This is a genomic window from Bradyrhizobium sp. 179, assembly GCF_023073535.1.
Lineage (GTDB): Bacteria > Pseudomonadota > Alphaproteobacteria > Rhizobiales > Xanthobacteraceae > Bradyrhizobium.
In genome coordinates, this window is record NZ_JADPJR010000127.1 from 14,762 (window position 1) to 34,750 (window position 19,989).

The window sequence follows — 19,989 nt, forward strand, 5'->3', positions numbered from 1 at the left end:
AGAATACCAAAATTCGATTGAAAGGACAAAAAATGAATGCAAAATAGCCGAAAGGAGCCGGCCAGAACCCCACCGACAGGGAGGTTTCCATGCATCAGGGACGCCATTTCCTCCAGATTCCAGGCCCGAGCCCGGTGCCCGAACGCGTGCTGCGCGCCATGGATATGCCGGTCATCGACCACCGCAGCGCTGAATTCGCCGAGCTCGGCCGGGCCGTGCTTGAAGGCAGCCAGAAGATTTTCCAGACCAAAGCTCCCGTCGTGATCTTCCCCTCGTCGGGGACCGGCGCCTGGGAGGCCGCGATCGTCAACACGCTGTCGCCGGGCGACAAGGTGCTGATGATCGAGACCGGCCATTTCGCCACGCTGTGGCGGCAGATGGCCGGGCGCTTCGGCATCGAGGTCGATTTCGTTCCGGGCGACTGGCGCCGCGGCGCCGATCCGGCCGTGATCGAGGCGAGGCTCACCGATGACACCGCGCACGCGATCAAGGCCGTCATGGTCGTGCATAACGAGACATCGACCGGTGCGACCAGCCGCATCGCCGAGATCCGCGCCGCGATCGATCGCGCCTCGCATCCGGCGCTCTTGATGGTCGACACCATCTCCTCGCTCGGCTCGGTCGACTACCGCCACGACGATTGGAAGGTCGATGTCAGCGTCAGCTGCTCGCAGAAGGGATTTATGCTGCCGCCCGGTCTCGGCTTCAACGCGATCTCGGAAAAGGCCCGTGCTGCGTCAAAGACCAACAGGATGCCGCGCTCCTATTTCGACTGGGAGGAGATGCTCAAGCCCAACGCCAAAGGCTTCTTCCCCTACACGCCGGCGACCAATCTGCTCTACGGCCTGCGCGAGGCGATCGCGATGCTGCTCGAAGAGGGCCTCGACAACGTGTTCGCTCGCCACCAGCGGCTGGCTGCTGCGACGCGCGCTGCCGTCAAGCACTGGGGCCTTGAGATCCTCTGCCAGGAGCCGGCCGAGTACTCGCCGGTGCTCACGGCCGTGCTGATGCCGCCGGGACATGATGCCGACCAGTTCCGGAAAGTGGTGCTCGACAATTACAACATGTCGCTCGGCTCCGGCCTGTCGAAGGTCGCCGGAAAGGTCTTCCGCATCGGCCATCTCGGCGAATGCAACGCCCTGACGCTGCTCGGCGCGCTCACCGGCGTCGAGATGGGCTTGTCGGTTGCGGGCGTGCCGCATCGCGCCGGCGGCGTCGACGTCGCGATGAAGCTCTTGGAGCAGCGCCCGCAGGGCAATGCATCGCCGCATCTGAAGGTCGTCGGCACGTAAAGTGGTCGCGGTGAAAGGGGATGGTATCCGAGGGCAGGTCGGCTCGTTATGCACGGACGGACCCTCTTGGAGGAGGGGACAAGCCGGTCAAATGGTGCTATTCGGCGGCCACCAAACCAAGGCTAGACCGGGAAGGACGCCGATGACCGTGCATACTGGAAGGCATTTCTTACAGATTCCAGGACCGACCAATGTGCCCGACCGGGTGCTGCGCGCGATGGACATGCCGACCCTGGACCATCGCGGTCCGGAGTTCGCCGAGCTCGGTTTTGCGGTCCTCGCCTCGATGCAGCGGGTGTTTCGCACCCAGCAACCCGTGATCATCTTCCCCTCGTCCGGCACCGGCGCCTGGGAAGCGGCGATGGTCAACGTGTTCGCGCCCGGCGACAAGGTTTTGATGTGCGAGACCGGCCAGTTCGCCGTGCTGTGGCGCGGCATCGCCGACAAGTTCAAGCTCGACGTCGACTTCATTCCGAGCGACTGGCGTCATGGCGCCGATCTCGCCGAGATCGAGAAGCGTCTTGCCGCCGACAAGCAGCACGCGATCAAGGCGGTCTGTGTCGTGCACAACGAGACCTCGACCGGCTGCGTGACGCCGCCGCTCGACGTGCGCAAGATTCTGGACCGCACAAAGCATCCGGCGCTGCTGATGGTCGACACTATCTCCGGCCTCGGCTCGATGGAATACGAGCACGATGCCTGGGGCATCGACGTCTCCGTCGCCGGCTCGCAGAAGGGTCTGATGCTGCCGCCGGGGCTCGGCTTCAACGCCGTCTCGGAGAAAGCGCTCGCGGTGGCGAAAGCCAACCCCGGCATGCGCTCCTACTGGGACTGGCAGGAGGTCATCAGCTTCAACAAGCTCGGCACCTTCCCCTATACGCCCGCAACCAACCTGCTCTACGGCCTGCGCGAGGCGGTCAAGATGCTGGAAGAGGAGGGGCTGGAGAACGTCTGGAGCCGCCACAAGCGACACAGCGCGGCGACACGGGCCGCGGTCAAGGTTTGGGGCCTTGAGACGCAGTGCGCCGACCCTGCCGCGCATTCGCCGGCGCTGACCGGCGTTCGCGTGCCGGAAGGACACGACGCCGACGCCTTCCGCAAGGTGGTGCTGGAGAACTTCGACATGTCGCTCGGCACCGGCCTGAACAAGATCAAGGGGAAGGTGTTCCGCATCGGCCATATCGGCCATTTCAACGATCTGATGCTGATGGGCACGCTCGCCGGGGTCGAGATGGGCCTCGATCTCGCAAAGATCCCGCACCGGAGCGGCGGCGTCCCGGCGGCCATGGACGTCCTGAAGGGACGCGAAATGATGCCGATGGCAAAGGCCCAGGTGGCTTGATCCATCCAACTTGAAGAAGAAGTGAGCGCGATGAACGCACCAACTGCCAGCGAAGACCTGCTCTACTCCGTCCAGGACGGCATCGCGCAGATCACCTTCAACCGCCCGCAGGCACGCAACGCCATGACCTTCGCCATGTATGACCGCATGGCGGACATCTGCCAGGAGATCAACGCCGATCGTTCGATCAAGGCCTTGATCGTGACCGGCGCGGGCGACAAGGCGTTTGCCTCCGGTACCGATATCTCGCAGTTCCGCGCCTTCAAGTCCGCGCAGGACGCGCTCGACTACGAGGCCCGCATCGACCGCGTGCTCGGTACGCTCGAGCAGTGCCGCGTGCCCGTGATCGCTGCGATCGCGGGAGCTTGCACCGGCGGCGGCGCCGGCATCGCGGCCTGCTGCGATCTCCGCATCGGCACCGAGACGACCCGGATCGGCTTTCCGATCGCGCGCACGCTCGGCAATTGCCTGTCGATGTCGAACATCAGCCGCGTCGTCGCGCTGGTTGGTCCCGCCCGCACCAAGGATTTGATCTTCAAGGCGCGCCTCGTCGAGGCGCCGGAAGCCCTCGCGCTCGGCCTGCTCAACGAGGTCGTGCCCGACGTCGAGACGTTGCGGCGCCGCGCCGACGAGACCGCAAAGCTCGTCGCCAGCCACGCGCCGCTGACGCTGGAAGCGACCAAGGAAGCGGTGCGCCGTATCCGCCGCACGCTGTCGCGCGAAGAGGGCGAGGACCTGATCCTGAAGGCCTATATGAGCGAGGATTTCCGCGAGGGCATGGACGCCTTCCTCAACAAGCGCACGCCGAACTGGAAGGGAAGGTAAAGTCTCATGAGCTTTCGGCTTGGTCAGTCGAAAGTCATATGCGCTGAAGAGCTGACGCCGGTCTCGGTGATCGCGCTCGAGCAGTTCGTGCTGTGGGACAACAGCGCAGGTCGTAAGACGGTGAAGGCGTCCGTGACGGCCGCAGTCGCAGGGCGCTCGTTGTGAAAGCTCGCTGCGGATGATGGAAGCTGCGCGGAATCAGGTCAGTTCAAGCGAGCGCTTGAAGTAGCCGATCGTCTCCTTCAGCCCATCCTCGAGCACGACCTTCGGCTCCCAGTTCAGCGCCGCCTTCGCCTTGGCGAGGTTGGGCTGGCGCTGCCGCGGGTCGTCTTGCGGCAGCGGCTTGAACACCAGCTTGGAACGCGAGCCCGTGAGCTTAATGACCTTCTCGGCGAGCTCGCGGATCGTGAATTCGGAATTGTTGCCGAGATTGATCGGGCCGGTGACGTCTTCCGGTGTCACCATCAGCCGCGTAATGGCCTCGACGAGGTCGTCGACATAGCAGAAGGAGCGGGTCTGCCCACCGTCGCCGAACACTGTGATCGGCTCGCCCTGAAGCGCCTGGACGATGAAGGACGACACCACACGTCCGTCATTGGGCTGCATGCGCGGGCCGTAGGTATTGAAGATGCGTGCGACCTTGATCGGCAGGCCATGCTGGCGCCAATAGTCGAAGAACAGCGTCTCGGCGCAGCGCTTACCCTCATCGTAGCAGGAGCGGATGCCGATCGGATTGACGTTGCCCCAATAGTCCTCGGTCTGGGGATGAATCAGCGGATCGCCATAGACCTCGCTGGTGGAGGCCTGGAAGATGCGCGCCTTCAGCCGCTTGGCGAGGCCGAGCATGTTGATGGCGCCGTGCACCGAGGTCTTGGTGGTCTGCACGGGGTCACGCTGGTAGTGGATCGGCGAGGCCGGGCAGGCAAGGTTGAAGATCGCGTCGACCTCGATGTAGAGCGGGAAGGTGACGTCGTGCCTGACCGCCTCGAACAGCGGATTGACGATCAGATGGGCGATGTTGCGCCGGCTGCCGGTGAAATAATTGTCCGCGGACACCACCTCGGCCCCCGCTTCGAGCAGTCGCTCGCACAAATGCGATCCGATGAAGCCGGCGCCCCCGGTCACGAGGATGCGGCTGTTGTTGTAGCTTTCAAATGGCATGATCGGTTCCAGCAGGGATCTCGGGGACCGTCGGATGAGGCGGCAGAGTGGTATCGGCTACGGGCGGATAAGCTAATAGGCTTGCATTCCCATTATGATCCTTCAAAAATGAACCTGATCCTGAAGGCCTATATGAGCGGGGATTTCCGCAACGGCATGGACGCCTTCCCCAACAAGCGCCGAATTGGAAGGGCAGGTAGATTATCATAAGCTTTCGGCTTCGTCAGTCGAAAGTCATATGCGCTGAATTGCCCGCCTGCTTGAACTCGTCAGTATTAGTCCGCACAATGCAGCGATAGAATTTTCCGCACTACAACTCAAAAAACATCAGGGGATGAAACTCGTGCGAATTCCAGTGAAGGCCGTCGGCGCTGCGACGGCGCTGTTGTTGGGCACGCCGGCCTTCGCCGGCTGGGAACCGGCAAAGCCCGTCGAGATCGTGGTGGCGGCGGGCGCGGGTGGCGCCTCCGACCAGATGGCGCGGATGATGCAGGCCGCGATCCAGAAGAACAATCTGATGAAGCAGCCGATGGTCGTCTCGCTCAAGGGCGGCGCATCGGGCGCGGAAGCGCTGATGTACATGAAATCCAGCGAGGGCGATCCGAACAAGGTGCTGATCGCCTACTCGCTGATCTACATGCTGCCGCTGTCGGCGAAGATCCCCTTCAACTGGCGCGAGCTGACCCCGGTCTCGGTGATCGCGCTCGACCAATTCGTGCTGTGGGACAACAGCGCAGGTCCCAAGACGGTGAAGGAGTTCGTCGCAGCCGCGAAGGCGGCTAGCTCGCCGTTCAAAATGGGCGGCACCGGCTCCAAGCGTGAGGATCACGTGCTGACCGTCTTCCTCGAGCAGAAGACCGGCGCGAAATTCTCCTATTTGCCTTACAAGTCCGGCGGCGAGGCGGCGACCCAGTTGGTCGGCAACCACACCGAAGCCAACGTCAACAACCCCTCGGAAAATCTCGAAGTCTGGCGCGCGGGCCAGGTGCGTCCGCTCTGCGTGTTCGACAAGGAGCGCATCGCCTACACCGCCAAGGTGACCGAGACGCAGTCCTGGGCCGACATCCCGACCTGCAAGGAGGAGGGCGTCGACGTCCAGTACCTGATGCTGCGCGCGATGTTCCTGCCCGGCAAGGTCACGCCGGAGCAGCAGGCGTTCTATGTCGATCTCTTCCACAAAGTGACACAGACTGCCGAGTACAAGGATTATATGGAGAAGCAGGCCCTGAAGCCGATCTTCCTCACCGGCAAGGACATGGTGCAGTTCCTCGAGGAGGACGATGCCATCAACAAGGCGCTGATGACGGAAGCGGGATTCGTCGCGAAGTAGCTGCTTGTCACCTCGCCCCACTTGCGGGGAGAGGTCGGATTTGCATCGAAGACGCGATCCGGGTGGGGGGGGACTCTCCGCGAGAATAACTCTCACTGGCTCCGCGGAGACTCCCCTCACCGACCCTCTGCCCGCAAGCGGGGAGGGGGAATTGAACGCACTCTGTCCTGACAGCTCATGTCCCAAACGGATCTTGAAATCGTCGTCGAGGATCCGACCGCGCCTGAGGACGACTCCCCCTCCGTCGTTTCCTCCGGCACGATCGAGATCGTCGTCTGCCTCATGCTGCTGGCCCTTGCCGTCACGCTCGGCTACGACAATTGGCGTACCGGTGCGGCCTGGGATGCGACCGGGCCGGAGCCCGGCTATTTCCCGTTCTATCTCTGCGTCATTCTCGGCGGCGGCAGCCTCTACGGCCTGATCGTCGCGCTCCTCGCGCACCGCGCCGCGCGCGAGACCTTTGTCACGCGGGCGCAAGCCCGCCGCGTGATGGCGGTGTTCGTGCCGACGCTGCTGTTCTGCCTGGTGACCCAATTCCTCGGCCTCTATGTCGCGAGCTTCCTCCTGATCTCCGGCTTCATGCGCTTCGTCGGCAAGATCGCGCTGTGGAAGTCGCTGCTCACAGCCCTCGTGTTCACGGCAATCATGTTCGTCACCTTCGACATCGCGTTCGACGTTATCATGCCGAAAGGGCCGCTCGAAGCGGCCCTCGGGCGCTAGGGCGCATCGCGATGGAAGCGTTTGGTCTCCTGATTCACGGCTTCGCGGTCCTGCTGACGTGGAAGACAGTTGTGCTGATGCTGGTCGGGCTGGTGCTCGGCATCTTCGTCGGCGTGCTGCCGGGGCTCGGCGGCCCCAACGGCGTGGCGATCCTGTTGCCGCTCACCTTCACGATGGATCCGACCTCCGCGATCGTGATGCTGTCCTGCATCTACTGGGGCGCGCTGTTCGGCGGCGCGATCACCTCGATCCTGTTCAACATCCCCGGCGAGGCGTGGTCGGTCGCGACCACCTTCGACGGCTATCCGATGGCGCAGCAGGGCAGGGCAGCGGAGGCGCTGACCGCGGCGTTCACGTCCTCCTTCATCGGCTCGCTGGTCGCGGTGCTCTTGATCACCTTCCTCGCGCCGATGATCTCGTCCTTTGCGCTGAAGTTCGGCCCGCCCGAGTTCTTTGCGGTGTATCTATTGACCTTCTGCTCCTTCGTCGGCCTCGGGCGCGAAGCCAAGCACAAGACCGTCATCTCGATGTCGCTGGGTCTCCTGCTCGCCGGCGTCGGCATGGATACGGTCTCGGGCAATCTGCGCATGACCTTCGGTTCGGCCGAGCTTTTGCGCGGCATCAACTTCCTGGTCGCGGTCATCGGCTTGTTCGGCATCAGCGAGATCCTGCTGACGATGGAGGAACGGCTGGCGCTGCGCGGGCATGCGGCGAGCATCTCGCTCCGCGTCGTGCTCAGGGTCTGGAAGGACCTGCCGAAATATTGGGTCACGCTGCTGCGCTCGTCCTTCATCGGCTGCTGGCTCGGCATCACCCCGGGCGGCGCGATCGCGGCGTCCTTCATGGGCTACAATCTGGCCAAGCGCTTCGCCAAGAATCCCGAGGGTTTCGGCATGGGTCGCATCGAGGGCGTGTTCGCGCCTGAAACGGCGGCGCATGCGTCCGGCACCTCGGCGCTGCTGCCGATGCTGGCGCTCGGCATTCCCGGCTCCGGCACCGCGGCCATCCTGCTCGGCGGGTTGATGGTGTGGGGGCTCAATCCCGGCCCGCTGCTGTTCGTCGAGCACAAGGATTTCGTCTGGGGCCTGATCGCCTCGATGTATCTCGGCAACGTCGTCGGCCTCGTGCTGGTGTTGACGACGGTGCCGATCTTCGCCTCGATCCTGCGCGTGCCGTTCGCCGCGGTCGCGCCGATGATCGTGGTGTCGTGCGCGATCGGCGCCTATGCGATCCAGAATGCGATGTTCGACATCTGGCTGATGCTCGGCTTCGGAATCGTCGGCTACGTCTTCAAGAAGATCGGCATTCCCCTGGCGCCGTTCACGCTGGCGCTCGTGCTCGGCAACCGCGCCGAGGATGCATTCCGCCTGTCCATGATCGGCTCCGGAGGGACCCTGAAGGTGTTCTGGTCGAACGGGCTTGTCGGCTCGATCACGACGCTGGCAATCGTGCTACTGTTCTGGCCCGTAATTGACGGCCTGCTCGCCCGCGTTGGTTGGACGCATCGGACCACGGCGACATCGCGCGAAGCATAATCTCTTAGAGACGATGTCGTTGTGGCCTGCGGCCGTATCGGCGTCCTGGCGACCCCAAGGTGCTGTTCTGCGGAACCGGCGGTCTGGCGTTCGGGGAGATCAAGACCAGCGGCGCCATGACCGGCTTCACCCCCGCGGGTGTGGCGATCGCGTCGATCGGCTCGAACTCGACGACGCGCGCGCTGGACCGTTGGTGCGGGTGTCAGAACTGGATGCCAAGCTCCAATATCTTCTATATGGATCTCGGGACGCTTCTCGTCCGGTCCGTTCACGTTGGCACTGGGCTCCACGATCACTGCCAACGTATCGTCGCGATTTACCGACACATCTGCGCGCCGGCATCAACTATCAGTTTGGTGGCCCGGCGGTCTCGAAGTACTAAAATCGACAGAGGCGTCAGCGCGTGCGTTTGTCGTTGGAGACGGTGCCGAGTGACGTTCACCCACTTTGGCGTCCCTGAGCTTGGCAATCTCCTCGGCGCCGTACTCCTTCAGTACCTCATCGGTCTGCTCGCCGAATCTCCGGCGGCTGCGCCACCATCCTGCTCGGCGTGCGCGACACCCAGATGCTTGACTTGGTTCCTTGAACATTTTGTCGATGGCATAGATCGGCTTGCGTTTTCCTTGGCACCGTTCACGCTGGCGCTCGTGCTTGGCAGCCGAGGATGCCCTCCGACTTTCCATGATTGGCTGCGGAGGAGCCTGAAGGTGTTCCGGTCGAGCGGGCTGGTTGGCTAGATCACGACGGTGGCGATCGTGCTGCTCTTCTGGCCTGCCATTGAGAGCCTACTCGTCAGTTGGCGCCGTAGCCCAAGTCCGCCTCACAAACTAGGGGCTGCATGGCACCATCTTAGATGGCTGCTCATCTCAGGCCGTTCAACCGAGTCTATTGGCCTTTTGCAAGCCCGTCCATTCTCTGACGGAAGCCTAGCAGCACCATCGATGCCACGCTCCACCGCCTAACGGCGTTAACGCCAAGTGCCGTCATCATGTCGAGCAATCCTATCGACTCGCTGCAAAATCATTCCTGCTGCGAGGCTAACGCCGATCACGTAAATCCAGCCTGGTACAAAATCGAATAAATGCGAATTGAACAATGAGCTAACAATGTTCTGTACGATGACTATGAACCCAAGCCACGGATAGAATCCTGACCCGCCAAAAAGGTTAAGCTGACCAATCCACATTGCATACAAGATCATGCAGCCGATCGAGCCCCACTGCACGGCGACGTTAAGAGTTTGATTGTGTGGATTGCTGATCGTCTGCGCTGCAAGTCCGGTTTGGCCTTGTGCGGCGCGATCGAACAGCGTCTGAACTGATCCTGTGCCATGCCCAAGGACTGGAGCTTCTCGAAAAAAAATGAGAGACTTGCGCCAATACTCTAGCCGCATTCCTGCCGAAGTTATCTCATTGCTATCGCCGTATTTCGAATATTCAAGCAGGATGCTGTTCGTCCGATCCCGTAGAGTGGAAGAGGCAAGCCAAGCAGACCCGGCCAGAAAAACGAAACAGGCAATCGCGCCGTAAAAAATCGAGCGCGGTAGATAGAACGCTCCAAAAAGGAAGAGCATTACGGGGACATATATTAGGGCTGTCCGGGCGAGTACAACGAAGGATAGATTCACAAGAAATGCTATCGATAATGCGACTAAAAGCAGCGCCAGATTGATTTTGCGAGATCGAATCAACTCAAGGATCGGCCACGCCAATACTACGGCGCATAAAGCAAACGATTGGCTTTGATCAATATAATTCTTCACAGGAACGCCGGGCTGCAAACTTGCAATCGAAGTGAGGTTTGGCACGGCGGCTGTGATCCAAGACAACATCAATAGAACGGTGCACGAGGCAAGGAATGCGGAAAGTATCCAGATTGCGCGCGATGATCTCTGAAAATGGTATATCAAAATCGGCATCATAAGAAACTTGACCGAGGGATTTACACCGCGCAGTCGAGCCGCCCAGGAGACGTCAGTTGCCCACAGAGTGCCTGCCAATGCGAGTGCAAACAGCGCTACGGCAAAGCTGCTTCTGGAGCGGCCAACTGTATCGACGAGCCCTTTCATACGTATTCGCGGACACACACTAAGTGCCCAAAGTGCACTGAAGATTGAGGTGATGGTTGTGGACCACGGCAGCGATGCTGCGGTGATACAGGCGAGAAAATCGCTCGTTGCCATCGAACTCGACAGAGCCAGGCAGAGCCGCCAACTTGGCACGAAGCCGGCCTGTTTTGCGTCTACGGTGACCGTACTAAGCTTGTTTTCCATTGTGCCTCAAGCAGCGCGCATGTAAGTCCGGTTTCCGATGCCCGCAACATTGTAACTGAAAGGGAGAGCGCCTTAGAGGACGCGGGATTCTCTTAAATTGGCGATCTCGTCGTCGCTGAAGCCAAATTCTTTGAGAATTTCATTCGTCTGCTCGCCGAATTCCGGCGGCCGCGCCACCATCTTGCTCGGCGTGCGCGACAGCGTCACGGGCTGGCCGACCAGGCGGATGTGGCGGTCCTCGTCGTTCGGCACGTCCTGCGCGATGCCAAGATGCTTGACCTGCGCGTCCTCGAACATCTGGTCGATGGCATAGATCGGCCCGCAGGGCACGCCGGCCTCGTTGAGCTCACGGACCCAGGTCTCGGTCGACTTTGTCACGGTCCGCTTCTCGATCTCGTCGTTGAGCGCGTCGCGGTTCTTGGAGCGGGCAGGCGCCGTCGCGTAGTCCGGGTGGGCAAAGAGCTCCGGCGCGCCGATCGCCTGGGCGCAGCGCTCCCAGATCCGCCCGCCCGTGGTGGCGATGTTGATGTATCCGTCCGAGGTCTTGAACACGCCGGTCGGGATGCTGGTCGGGTGGTTGTTGCCGGCCTGCTTGGCGACCTCTTTCTCCATCAGCCAGCGCGCGGCCTGGAAGTCGAGCATGAAGATCTGGGCCTGAAGCAGCGAGGTCTGCACCCATTGGCCCTTGCCCGAGACCTCGCGCTCGAGCAGCGCGATGAGGATGCCCATGGCGCAGAACAGGCCCGCCGTGAGGTCGGCGACGGGAATGCCGACCCGCATCGGTCGTCCGCCCGGCGCACCGGTGATTGACATCAGCCCGCCCATGCCCTGCGCGATCTGATCGAAGCCTGGTCGCTTGTGATAGGGGCCGTCCTGGCCGAAGCCTGAGATGCTGCCATAGACGATGCGCGGATTGACCGTGGCAAGGCTCTCATAGTCGATGCCGAGCTTCTTCTTCACGTCCGGGCGGAAATTCTCGACCACCACGTCGGCCTTGGCGGCGAGGCGCTTGAACACGGCGAGCCCGCGCTCGTCCTTCAGGTTGAGTGTCATCGCTCGCTTGTTGCGGTGCAGATTTTGAAAGTCGGAACCCCGCCGGGGACCGCCCGGCTGCTCGCCGCCGGCATCCTCGGTCAGCGCGTCGATCTTGATGACATTGGCGCCCCAATCCGCGAGCTGCCGCACGCAGGTCGGTCCGGAGCGGACCCGGGTCAGATCGAGCACGGTGAAGCGCGACAGGGCTTCCGAGGCATGCGGAAAGGGCATCGTGAAAGGCTCCGGGACAGATTGCGGGCCTACCATAGTGCCGAAAGGCCATGCGGCAAGCCTGGGCCGGTCGAAATGCAATGGCTGGCGCGGTTTGCTGCGCTGCGTGAAGGGATCAGCGCGACAGGCGCTTCAGTTCCGCGCGCGCCTGCTCGGCCAGCGGGTTGTCGCCGTGGCGCGCAATGAAGAGTTCGAACGCCTCCCGCGTTCCCTTCCGGCGGGCAGCTTCGTATTCCTCGGCCACCGCAACGGCAGGATCGCGAGCCATTGGCATGGTGGGCGAGCGGCCCGCCTTGCCGCTGTTATCCGCATTGGCTTTCTCCACCATGACGGGCAGTCCTCCGAACCGCGTGTGATCGAATCCGGCGTGCGCCGCAAGGGCGCCAAACAGGCCGGCTGCGAGTGAACGTCTCTTCATGAAACCCTGCGAATGACGAGAGTCGCGGGAACCGAAGCTTTTGCTCGTGCCCCGTATGACTACTGGATCTCATAGCGAAACAGCGCATTATGGCATAGGTCCGAGCGGTCTCACCCCATTTAAACCAAACGCTTAACCCTCTAGCTAGAATAATCTGTTAACCCCTCGAATTGGATGGGGCCTGCTGCTTCGGAGATTCGCTTTGGCAACCGCAGTTACGGTCACGAAGACCAACAACGCCGATGTCGATGGTCTGCTGTCGGGCTATAAATGGTCGGGCGCGATCACCTATAGTTTCCCGGACTCGTCCAGCGACTACGCGAATCCGTACACTGGCGGCAGCAGCGAGCCGACCACGTCGGGCTTCGCTTCGGCGCCGACCCAGATGCAGACGGCGATCAACTACGCCATCGGGTTGATCAACAGCTATACCAACGCCAACATCCAGTACGCAGGCACGAACGGCGCCGACATCATGATCGCGCAGTCGCCGTCGGCCAGCCCAACCTCCTACGGCTACTATCCCGGCAATTATGCCTCCGGCGGCGATATCTGGTTCGGTACTCAATATAATTACTCGCTCGCCAAGCTCGGCAATTATTACTTTGCGACCGCGCTGCACGAACTCGGCCATGCCGTCGGCCTCAAGCACAGCCAGGAGGCCGGGGGGCCGGCCAACGTCGCAGTGCCGACCGCGCACGACGACAGCGAATATACCGTCATGAGCTATCGCAGCTATGTCGGGGCGTCCACGACGACCGGGTACACCAATGAGGCCTACGGATATCCGCAGACCTACATGGCCAACGACATCCTCGCGCTGCAGACGATGTACGGCCCGAACTTCACGACCCAGAGCAGCAACACGGTGTACACCTGGAATCCGACCACGGGGCAGGAGTTTATCAACGGCGTCGGGCAGCCCGCGCCGGGCGGCGGCGCCGGCGGTTCGGCCAACCGAATCTACGAGACGGTCTGGGACGGCGGCGGCGTCGACACCTACGACCTGTCGAACTACACGACGAACCTGAGCATCAACCTCAACCCCGGCGCGTCGTCGGTATTCTCCTCCGTTCAACTGGCCTATCTCGGCGATGGCCATTATGCATCGGGCAACGTCTACAACGCCTATCTCTATAACGGCGACGCGCGTTCCTACATCGACAACGCCATCGGCGGCTCCGGCAACGACACGCTGGTGGGCAACGCCATCGCCAACGCGCTGAACGGCGCGGGCGGCAACGACACGATCACCGGCGGGGGGGGCAACGATGCCATCAATGGCGGCTCGGGCACCGACACTGCAGTGTATTCGGGCAGCCGGCCCAGCTACGCGCTTTCGTACAACGCGACGACACAGACCTTCACCGTGGCCGACCAGCGCAGCGGCTCACCTGATGGCACCGATACCGTCTCCGGCATCGAATATTTCCAGTTTGCCGATGTCATGGTAGCGAGCCCGACGCTGACCGGTACACCCGCCGTCAGCCGCGTCGCAACCCATGCGCCAGACTTCAATGGCGATAGCAATACCGACCTGTTGATCCTCAATGATGCCAGCTTGGGGGTTGCAGTTTGGGAGTTGAATGGGACGACGGTGCTTGCGAATCCGCAAGTTGGGACGATGGCTTTAGGCTTTCACTTTAGCAAAGAGGCCGATTTCAACGGAGACGGCAAAAGTGACCTGCTGATGCTCAACGACACGACGCACGCCGCGCAGGTCTGGTTGATGAATGGCACACAGGTAACGAGCCAGACGACCGTCGGCTCGATCAATGCCGCAGGAGGATGGCATTTCGCCGACACGGGCGATTTCAATGGAGACAGCAAATCTGATCTGCTGCTCGTTAATAGTGCAAGCAACGGCGTCGCGGTCTGGGAGATGAATGGCTCGCAAGTAACTGCGAATCCGCAGGTCGGCACGATGGCCTCTGGTTTTCACTACGCTACAACAGGCGATTTCAATGGCGACGCCAAAGCCGACCTGTTGATGATCAATGACACGACGCACGATGCTCAGATCTGGCTAATGGATGGTACGCAAGTTTCCAGCCAGACGACCATCGGCACCATCAATGCCTCAGGAGGATGGCACTATGTAGGCGTCGGCGATTTCAACGGCGACGGCAAGAGCGATCTGCTCTTACTCAATGATACCTCGCACGGTGTCGCAGTCTGGCTCATGGATGGCGCGCAGGTGACCGCGAACCCGCAGATCGGTACGATCAACACGTCCGGTGGATGGCGCTTTGGCGATCTTGGCGACTTCAATGCCGATGGCAAGTCCGACTTATTGTTGCTGAACGACATCAGCCACGGTGTTGCGGTATGGGAGCTCAACGGCACGCAGGTCATTGCTAACCCGCAGGTCGGCACCGCCGGCTCCAACGATACCTATGCCGGGGTCCAGGACGTCAACGGCGACCACAAATCCGACATTCTGTTCTCCAACAGCTCCACGCAAGTCCTCACAGCCTGGGAGATGAATGGCACTCAAATTGCGCTCAACGGACAAATTGGTATTGTGAACGCCGCCGGGGGGTGGCATCTCGTGAGTTAAGCTTTGTCCTCCACGAAAGGCTCTGGTGCTTATCTGCCGCTGCGGAGCGGCCGAGTGCTGGTGGCGTTTTGGCCGCTGCGTGACCGGCGGTTCGTTCCGTGATCTTGGTGAAGGGCCGGCCCAAGTTGAAATAGGCCGCCTTATTGGCTAAAAGCTGGCGATTCCGATGACTGAGAGGCTTGCTGGATAACAAGCCCGCAGTTGAGCCTGCCACAAGATTCCCATGATGTCGCGCCTCGCTCAATACAGCTTCCGCGGGCTGCCTGCTTGGTGTTGTGCCCAGGGGAGCAGCGCTTGAACGACATCTCCTTGCAACGGTCGGACGCGGGCGCTTCCACTGCGCGCGGGGGGCGTCTTCAGCGGCTTGTTTACGGCTGGTCGGCAAACCTCGCTCAGACGCTACTGGGGCTGTCTCAGCAGCTTCTCCTCATCCCGGCATTTCTGCATTTCTGGAGCGGCGAGATGCTCGCGGCGTGGTTCGCGCTCTATGCCGCCGGAAGCCTCATGGTCGTCGCGGATTCAGGATTGCAGTTGCGCGCCGTCAATCGCTTTCTGGCCTTCAAATCTTGCACCGATTGCGATGGACGCACGGCAAAACTCTATCGTCAAATGCTACGCATCTATATCGGGACCGTCATGGTCCTCGGCATATTGCTTGTCGCGGGGGCGCAGCTCTGGCCGCCGTCGAGCATGCTCGGATTCCATCCGATGCCCACGTTCGATGCCGCGTTCTTGGCGATGACGCTAGGCACGCTTCTGACAGTACCGGCCAATCTGGTGTCCGGCCTCTATCGTGTGCGAGGTCAATATGGTCGCACCGTCTGGCTGCAAAATGTCGCGCTTTTGCTGAGCCAGGTCGCGCAATTGCTAGCCGTCGCCGCCTTCGGCAGCTTGCTCGCGGTAGCGATTGCCTTCGTTTCGATGCAGGTTCTGTTTGCGTTGTTTCTCATCCTGCTCGATGCGCCGCGCCTGTTCCCGTTTCTGCGCCGTGGCCACTTTCAAAGAAGCCCCTCAGTCTCGTGGCGCTGGAGTGTCGGACAGTTCCGATTAGCCTTCCCCTTTGCGGCAGCCAGCATCACAGAACTGGCGCTGGTCAATGTGCCGGTGTTGCTGGTGAGCGCGCTGGTCAGTGATCGCATTGCGGTTGCCCAGTGGGGGCTGACCCGCGTGATAGCGAGCTTGGTCCGCGGACTCTGTCAGCAGGCGAGCATGCCCCTGGCCGCCGAGCTCGGGCACGACTATGCCGTCGGTGACAAGGAGCGCCTCCGACGGCTCTATGCCAATGGATCGGCTCTTGTGACCGTGCTTGCCAGTGTGATCGTTGCGGGCCTGCTTGCGTTCTGGGGCGATTTCTTTGTGCTTTGGACCCACGGCAGCATTCCCTATGACGCGCCGCTTACTGTCACACTCTTGCTCGGCTCCGCCGCCGTCGCACCCTCCTTGCTGGCGCTCGTTTTTGCCTATCACAGCAACCGTGGCGATCTCCTGGTACGCACCAAGGGACTGCAGCTCATCGTCTTCCTGGTTCTCTCACTGGTCCTGATTCCGACGCTAGGGCCGCTGGGCGCGGCCCTTGCCGTCGTCGCGAGTGATGTCGGCGTGCAATTCGGCTTGCTGGCCCTAGTGATCATGAGTCAAACGCTGCAGCAGTGGTTGCGCCACGCTGTTTTCCTACTTGCCCTGTCACTAACTATCCTGCTGGTGGGATGGTGTCTGGGCGCGTTCATTGCGTCGCTTGTGCCGGCAGTCGGACTCGTACATTTCCTTATCGAGTGCACCATCTGGAGCATCATCCTCGGACTGGCGGCAAGTCCACTTCTCGCCAGGAGAGTTCGCGCGCATCTAATGGGTATCATTCCCATCTAGACCTGAGAGCGTGATAAACCGGCGTCGCGCTCAAGGCCGGGCGAGCGCTAGCCATGCTTCAGCCGCTTCACACGGTCGGCTACTGCCGCTTCCCTGATCAAAATAGTTTCGGACCATGCTGCCGGCTGCGAACTACTCCAACCGCCGCTATGAGAGTTCGGCGTGACGCAGTGTTTGGTACATTTCGACACCTCACACACTTTGCTAACAGCGGTGAAGCCGTGATGAGATGCAGAGCGTGCGCAGGCCGCTCCCGAACAGCTTCACGTTATGGCGCCGTGCCACCGCCTCGAGCTGCGCCAGCCGCTCTTGCCGGTCTGCAGAAGCGGCGACGACGAAGGAGACATCGCTCCCGCGGGAAGGTGCCGGCTGGAGAGCGTCGAGAAACTGGGGCTCGAAAGCCAGGTGAACGATCTTGGCCGAAGCGCAGTGGCTGCGAAAGAAGTCAGCGACGCCGACATTGCGAGATCGAGAGGTCATACACCGACAAGTCCTGCCGCGCGACCGGTGAGATGCCGACGTTGCCGACCAATAGCGGGCGCCCACCTTGATCCGGTGCACGAGGCGCGTTCCAACGTGAAGCAGGTGTTGATTTAGCATGAGGTCTGGGTCTGAAGATCTTCAATCTGTATCAGATGGTCTCCGATTGCGCGTCGAGGATCCGAGTTTGCATGCTAAAGGGTTCCATCATGGACGTGAAAAGAGCCACAATGCAGGGCGGAGACGCATCGCGCGATGCTGCCTAGAGGAAGCGGCGACGTAATGACAGCGCCGTGCTCGCGCTCGTAGGCCGCATGGATCCATGCATTGTTGATGCGGATGTCGACCGGGACCTGCCCGACCTTGGCGAGCTGCGGGAGTAAAACTCGGTGACGTCTAACAGGCTGACATTCCGGGCAGATATCGAGCGGCGTAGCCGGGCCACCGTGGTGCCGGCACAGCCAGGAGAGAAAGCGCGGATAGTTGAGAATGAGCACGTGTATCAATGCAAGTCAGCAGCTCAGTTGGCGGCCAGGAAACGCTCCGAGGAGATCGTGAAAGATGCTGCTTCCGAAGCAGAATTAGAAGGTTTCTCTTTGGTGGGCAAGGCGGGCTGGAGCGCGCCGCTGGCTTCATTCAGCCCCGATCGTCTGATTCACCCCCTGATTGTATTACGGTAACTCAATTCAGTGAACCGCAGGAGACGCGCTCGACCATTCTGGTGTGTGCTGGCCAACCATCCGTAGGCAGCAACATTGTTCCTTGTCTGATTGAGGCGACGGGAGCTACGGATCATGTGGATCCGATTTGCGATGACCTGTCACTCGGGCGCGCGTTGACCACAAGACAAAACTCTGTAAAGGTTAAGTCACTTGGTTTTCGAGAGAATTTGGGGCTATGAGGGTCACCTTTATCGATTTCGATCGGCACGGAGACGAGCGTGGAATGTTGGTTGCACTCGAAGATCAGCGCAACATTCCATTCACGATTCGCCGCGTGTACTACCTGTTTGACACCAAGTCCCACGTTCGTCGCGGTTATCATGCGCACCGCCAATTGAAGCAGCTCATGATCGCGGTCGCGGGAAGCGTCAAAGTACATCTGGACGACGGGCTCGACACGACCGAGATTACGCTCGACACTCCTTATCGCGGGCTGCTGCTGGAGAGCATGGTCTGGCGTGAGATGTCCGAATTTAGCCCTGATTGCGTACTGATGGTGCTCGCGGATCGGCTCTACGATCCGAGCGATTACATTCGCGACTATCAGGAATTCTGCACGCTCGTCAAACAGGAGAGAAAATGATGAAGCGCCTAGTCATCATCGGAGCAGGTGAGTTCGCAGAGATCGCATTCCAGTACTTCTCTCATGACTCCGACTACGAAGTTGTGGCCTTTTCGGTTGATGCGGAGTTCATCAAGAGTTCGGAGCTGGAGGGACTCCCGGTAGTTCCTTATGGCGAACTGGCGGACCGCTATCCGCCGGGCGAGTACGACGTCTTCGTTGCAATTCCTTCCACACAGCTGAATCGCTTGCGCACGCGTTTCTACCACGATGCCAAGCAGAAGGGATACCGGTTCGGAACGTACGTCAGCTCGCGCGCTTTCGTATGGCGTAATGCCAAGATTGGCGAAAATACCTTCATTTTCGAGGACAATGTGATTCAGCCCTTCGTCACGGTCGGGAACAATTGCGTGCTGTGGAGTGGCAATCACGTGGGTCATCGCTCTGTGATAAATGACAATGTGTTCGTCACTTCCCACGTTGTCATTTCCGGATATTGCAATATCGGCGAGAGCTCGTTTCTCGGCGTCAATGCCACCATCAACGACCATATCACGATCGGGCCCCGTTGTGTTATCGGGTCCGGTTCGCTGATCGCCAAGGATACCGAGGCGGACAAGATCTATGCGACAATGCCGGCCCGCGCTGTCCCGGGCAAATCTAGTCAGGATACCGAGACTTGAGCGGCCCAATGTTCAGGTGGGAAAAAGAGGGACTGACCTTTCGCATATCTGACCACGGCGTCGGCAGTTGGATGGCGAACTCGGCTCTGACACCCACGCCGATGCGCCTGGACGACGAAACCATTCGCGTCTATGCGGGATTCAGGGACGGGGCGGGCGTTAGCCGGATTGGCTATGTCGACGTGCTTGCCGATGCTCCCGCCAAGATCGTACGAGTGTCGCATCGTCCCGTCCTGGACATTGGTCGGGACGGCTGTTTCGATGACAACGGAGTTATTCTCGGCGATGTTGTCCCGACGGCCGACGGCATATATATGTTTTACGTCGGCTTTCAGCTGGTGGCGAAAGCAAAATTCCTCGCCTTTACGGGATTGGCAAAGTCATCCAACGGCGGCGAAAGCTTCACCAGATTGTCCGAGGCGCCAATCCTCGACCGCGGGCCAGGCCAGACCACGATTGGCGCGGTGCACTCCGTGATGTTCGAGCGGGGACTATGGAAGATCTGGTTCGCCTGCGGTGACGGCTGGCAGTACATCGGTGGCAAACCGTATCCCCAGTATCACATTCGCTATGTCGAGACGCCGGATCTGCTCGCCGTGCCGCGGCTCGGGCACGACTGCCTCAAGCCACAAGGCGACGAGTACCGGATCGGACGGCCCCGCGTCTATCGGGTAGGGGGTCAGTTCGTCATGTACTTCACGTATGGAACTACCTCTGGGGACTACCTGCCTGGGATCGCTTATTCGCTTGACGGACGCAATTGGGTCCGTAAAGACCAGGATGTGGGCATCTCGTTGAGCGCCTCGGGATGGGACTCCCGCACCTTGTGCTACCCCGCCCTGATCCAGCACCGCGATAACGTCCTGATGTTCTACAATGGCAATGACATGGGCGTTGAAGGTTTTGGTGTTGCGCGTTCCAGCGGCACGCTTGGCTAGTCCCGATGGATAAGGCG

General features: G+C 60.8%; 16 protein-coding genes and 1 pseudogene. 13 read left to right on the plus strand and 4 right to left on the minus strand.

Features of this window, described 5'->3' with window-relative positions; translation table 11 throughout:
• Window positions 1–89 precede the first annotated feature (89 nt).
• The 4 genes and pseudogenes from IVB12_RS28760 to IVB12_RS38485 all read left to right on the plus strand — a co-directional run.
• The gene (locus tag IVB12_RS28760; protein WP_247304145.1) at window positions 90–1,292 is read left to right on the plus strand and encodes an alanine--glyoxylate aminotransferase family protein; all 1,203 of its coding nucleotides are present in this window, start codon (window positions 90–92) and stop codon (window positions 1,290–1,292) included.
• Between the two features lie 142 nt (window positions 1,293–1,434).
• Window positions 1,435–2,634 (plus strand): aminotransferase class V-fold PLP-dependent enzyme, encoded by a 1,200-nt coding sequence (locus tag IVB12_RS28765; protein ID WP_247304147.1) that lies wholly within the window; start codon window positions 1,435–1,437, stop codon window positions 2,632–2,634.
• Between the two features lie 30 nt (window positions 2,635–2,664).
• Window positions 2,665–3,459 carry an enoyl-CoA hydratase/isomerase family protein gene (locus IVB12_RS28770; protein WP_247304149.1) on the plus strand — a complete coding sequence of 265 codons (795 nt, stop codon included), beginning with the start codon at window positions 2,665–2,667 and terminating at the stop codon, window positions 3,457–3,459.
• Between the two features lie 48 nt (window positions 3,460–3,507).
• Window positions 3,508–3,609, plus strand: a pseudogene (locus IVB12_RS38485) (tripartite tricarboxylate transporter substrate binding protein); the annotation flags it as partial.
• A gap of 48 nt (window positions 3,610–3,657) precedes the next feature.
• Here the strand turns inward: IVB12_RS38485 and IVB12_RS28780 are convergent.
• The gene (locus IVB12_RS28780) at window positions 3,658–4,620 is read right to left on the minus strand and encodes a UDP-glucuronic acid decarboxylase family protein (RefSeq protein ID WP_247304151.1); all 963 of its coding nucleotides are present in this window, start codon (window positions 4,618–4,620) and stop codon (window positions 3,658–3,660) included.
• A 334-nt stretch (window positions 4,621–4,954) separates the two neighbouring features.
• Here IVB12_RS28780 and IVB12_RS28785 point away from each other — a divergent pair, with 334 nt between their 5' ends.
• From IVB12_RS28785 to IVB12_RS28795, 3 genes are all read left to right on the plus strand, one after another.
• Window positions 4,955–5,950: a tripartite tricarboxylate transporter substrate-binding protein gene (locus IVB12_RS28785; RefSeq protein ID WP_247304153.1), complete on the plus strand. Its 996-nt coding sequence runs from the start codon at window positions 4,955–4,957 to the stop codon at window positions 5,948–5,950.
• A gap of 177 nt (window positions 5,951–6,127) precedes the next feature.
• A complete protein-coding gene (locus IVB12_RS28790) occupies window positions 6,128–6,670 on the plus strand; it encodes a tripartite tricarboxylate transporter TctB family protein (RefSeq protein ID WP_247304154.1) in 543 nt (180 codons plus the stop codon).
• Between the two features lie 11 nt (window positions 6,671–6,681).
• A complete protein-coding gene (locus IVB12_RS28795; protein ID WP_247304155.1) occupies window positions 6,682–8,205 on the plus strand; it encodes a tripartite tricarboxylate transporter permease in 1,524 nt (507 codons plus the stop codon).
• A 967-nt stretch (window positions 8,206–9,172) separates the two neighbouring features.
• On the opposite strand, the gene IVB12_RS28800 is transcribed toward IVB12_RS28795, so the two are convergent.
• From IVB12_RS28800 to IVB12_RS28810, 3 genes are all read right to left on the minus strand, one after another.
• Window positions 9,173–10,477, minus strand: a complete 1,305-nt coding sequence (locus IVB12_RS28800) for an O-antigen ligase family protein (RefSeq protein ID WP_247304156.1) — start codon at window positions 10,475–10,477, stop codon at window positions 9,173–9,175.
• 72 nt (window positions 10,478–10,549) lie between these two features.
• Window positions 10,550–11,743: a CoA transferase gene (locus IVB12_RS28805; RefSeq protein WP_247304157.1), complete on the minus strand. Its 1,194-nt coding sequence runs from the start codon at window positions 11,741–11,743 to the stop codon at window positions 10,550–10,552.
• Between the two features lie 115 nt (window positions 11,744–11,858).
• Window positions 11,859–12,161 carry a hypothetical protein gene (locus tag IVB12_RS28810; protein ID WP_247304158.1) on the minus strand — a complete coding sequence of 101 codons (303 nt, stop codon included), beginning with the start codon at window positions 12,159–12,161 and terminating at the stop codon, window positions 11,859–11,861.
• Window positions 12,162–12,363: 202 nt separating this feature from the next.
• Between IVB12_RS28810 and IVB12_RS28815 the strand changes: the two genes are divergently transcribed.
• From IVB12_RS28815 to IVB12_RS28840, 6 genes are all read left to right on the plus strand, one after another.
• Entirely contained in the window at window positions 12,364–14,721 is a 2,358-nt protein-coding gene (locus tag IVB12_RS28815; protein WP_247304159.1) for an FG-GAP-like repeat-containing protein, read from the plus strand.
• A 294-nt stretch (window positions 14,722–15,015) separates the two neighbouring features.
• Window positions 15,016–16,587, plus strand: coding sequence for a hypothetical protein (locus tag IVB12_RS28820; protein ID WP_247304160.1), 1,572 nt, complete (start codon window positions 15,016–15,018; stop codon window positions 16,585–16,587).
• 869 nt (window positions 16,588–17,456) lie between these two features.
• Entirely contained in the window at window positions 17,457–17,747 is a 291-nt protein-coding gene (locus IVB12_RS28825; RefSeq protein WP_247304161.1) for a hypothetical protein, read from the plus strand.
• A 217-nt stretch (window positions 17,748–17,964) separates the two neighbouring features.
• A complete protein-coding gene (locus IVB12_RS28830; RefSeq protein WP_256467132.1) occupies window positions 17,965–18,372 on the plus strand; it encodes an FdtA/QdtA family cupin domain-containing protein in 408 nt (135 codons plus the stop codon).
• A complete protein-coding gene (locus IVB12_RS28835) occupies window positions 18,369–19,034 on the plus strand; it encodes an acetyltransferase (protein WP_247304164.1) in 666 nt (221 codons plus the stop codon). Before IVB12_RS28830 ends, IVB12_RS28835 begins: the two co-directional genes overlap by 4 nt.
• Window positions 19,031–19,972, plus strand: a complete 942-nt coding sequence (locus IVB12_RS28840; protein WP_247304167.1) for a glucosyl hydrolase — start codon at window positions 19,031–19,033, stop codon at window positions 19,970–19,972. The genes IVB12_RS28835 and IVB12_RS28840 overlap by 4 nt, the downstream gene beginning before the upstream one ends.
• The last annotated feature ends 17 nt before the right edge of the window (window positions 19,973–19,989 follow it).

Excerpts from the sequence above, each read along its gene's own strand:
- IVB12_RS28830 (WP_256467132.1), top strand. The coding sequence starts at position 17,965 with ATGAGGGTCACCTTTATCGATTTCGATCGGCACGGAGACGAGCGTGGA.
- IVB12_RS28800 (WP_247304156.1), bottom strand. The coding sequence starts at position 10,477 with ATGGAAAACAAGCTTAGTACGGTCACCGTAGACGCAAAACAGGCCGGC.
- IVB12_RS28835 (WP_247304164.1), top strand. The coding sequence starts at position 18,369 with ATGATGAAGCGCCTAGTCATCATCGGAGCAGGTGAGTTCGCAGAGATC.
- IVB12_RS28760 (WP_247304145.1), top strand. The coding sequence starts at position 90 with ATGCATCAGGGACGCCATTTCCTCCAGATTCCAGGCCCGAGCCCGGTG.
- IVB12_RS28790 (WP_247304154.1), top strand. The coding sequence starts at position 6,128 with ATGTCCCAAACGGATCTTGAAATCGTCGTCGAGGATCCGACCGCGCCT.
- IVB12_RS28765 (WP_247304147.1), top strand. The coding sequence starts at position 1,435 with ATGACCGTGCATACTGGAAGGCATTTCTTACAGATTCCAGGACCGACC.
- IVB12_RS28785 (WP_247304153.1), top strand. The coding sequence starts at position 4,955 with ATGAAACTCGTGCGAATTCCAGTGAAGGCCGTCGGCGCTGCGACGGCG.
- IVB12_RS28780 (WP_247304151.1), bottom strand. The coding sequence starts at position 4,620 with ATGCCATTTGAAAGCTACAACAACAGCCGCATCCTCGTGACCGGGGGC.
- IVB12_RS28770 (WP_247304149.1), top strand. The coding sequence starts at position 2,665 with ATGAACGCACCAACTGCCAGCGAAGACCTGCTCTACTCCGTCCAGGAC.
- IVB12_RS28810 (WP_247304158.1), bottom strand. The coding sequence starts at position 12,161 with ATGAAGAGACGTTCACTCGCAGCCGGCCTGTTTGGCGCCCTTGCGGCG.
- IVB12_RS28795 (WP_247304155.1), top strand. The coding sequence starts at position 6,682 with ATGGAAGCGTTTGGTCTCCTGATTCACGGCTTCGCGGTCCTGCTGACG.
- IVB12_RS28805 (WP_247304157.1), bottom strand. The coding sequence starts at position 11,743 with ATGCCCTTTCCGCATGCCTCGGAAGCCCTGTCGCGCTTCACCGTGCTC.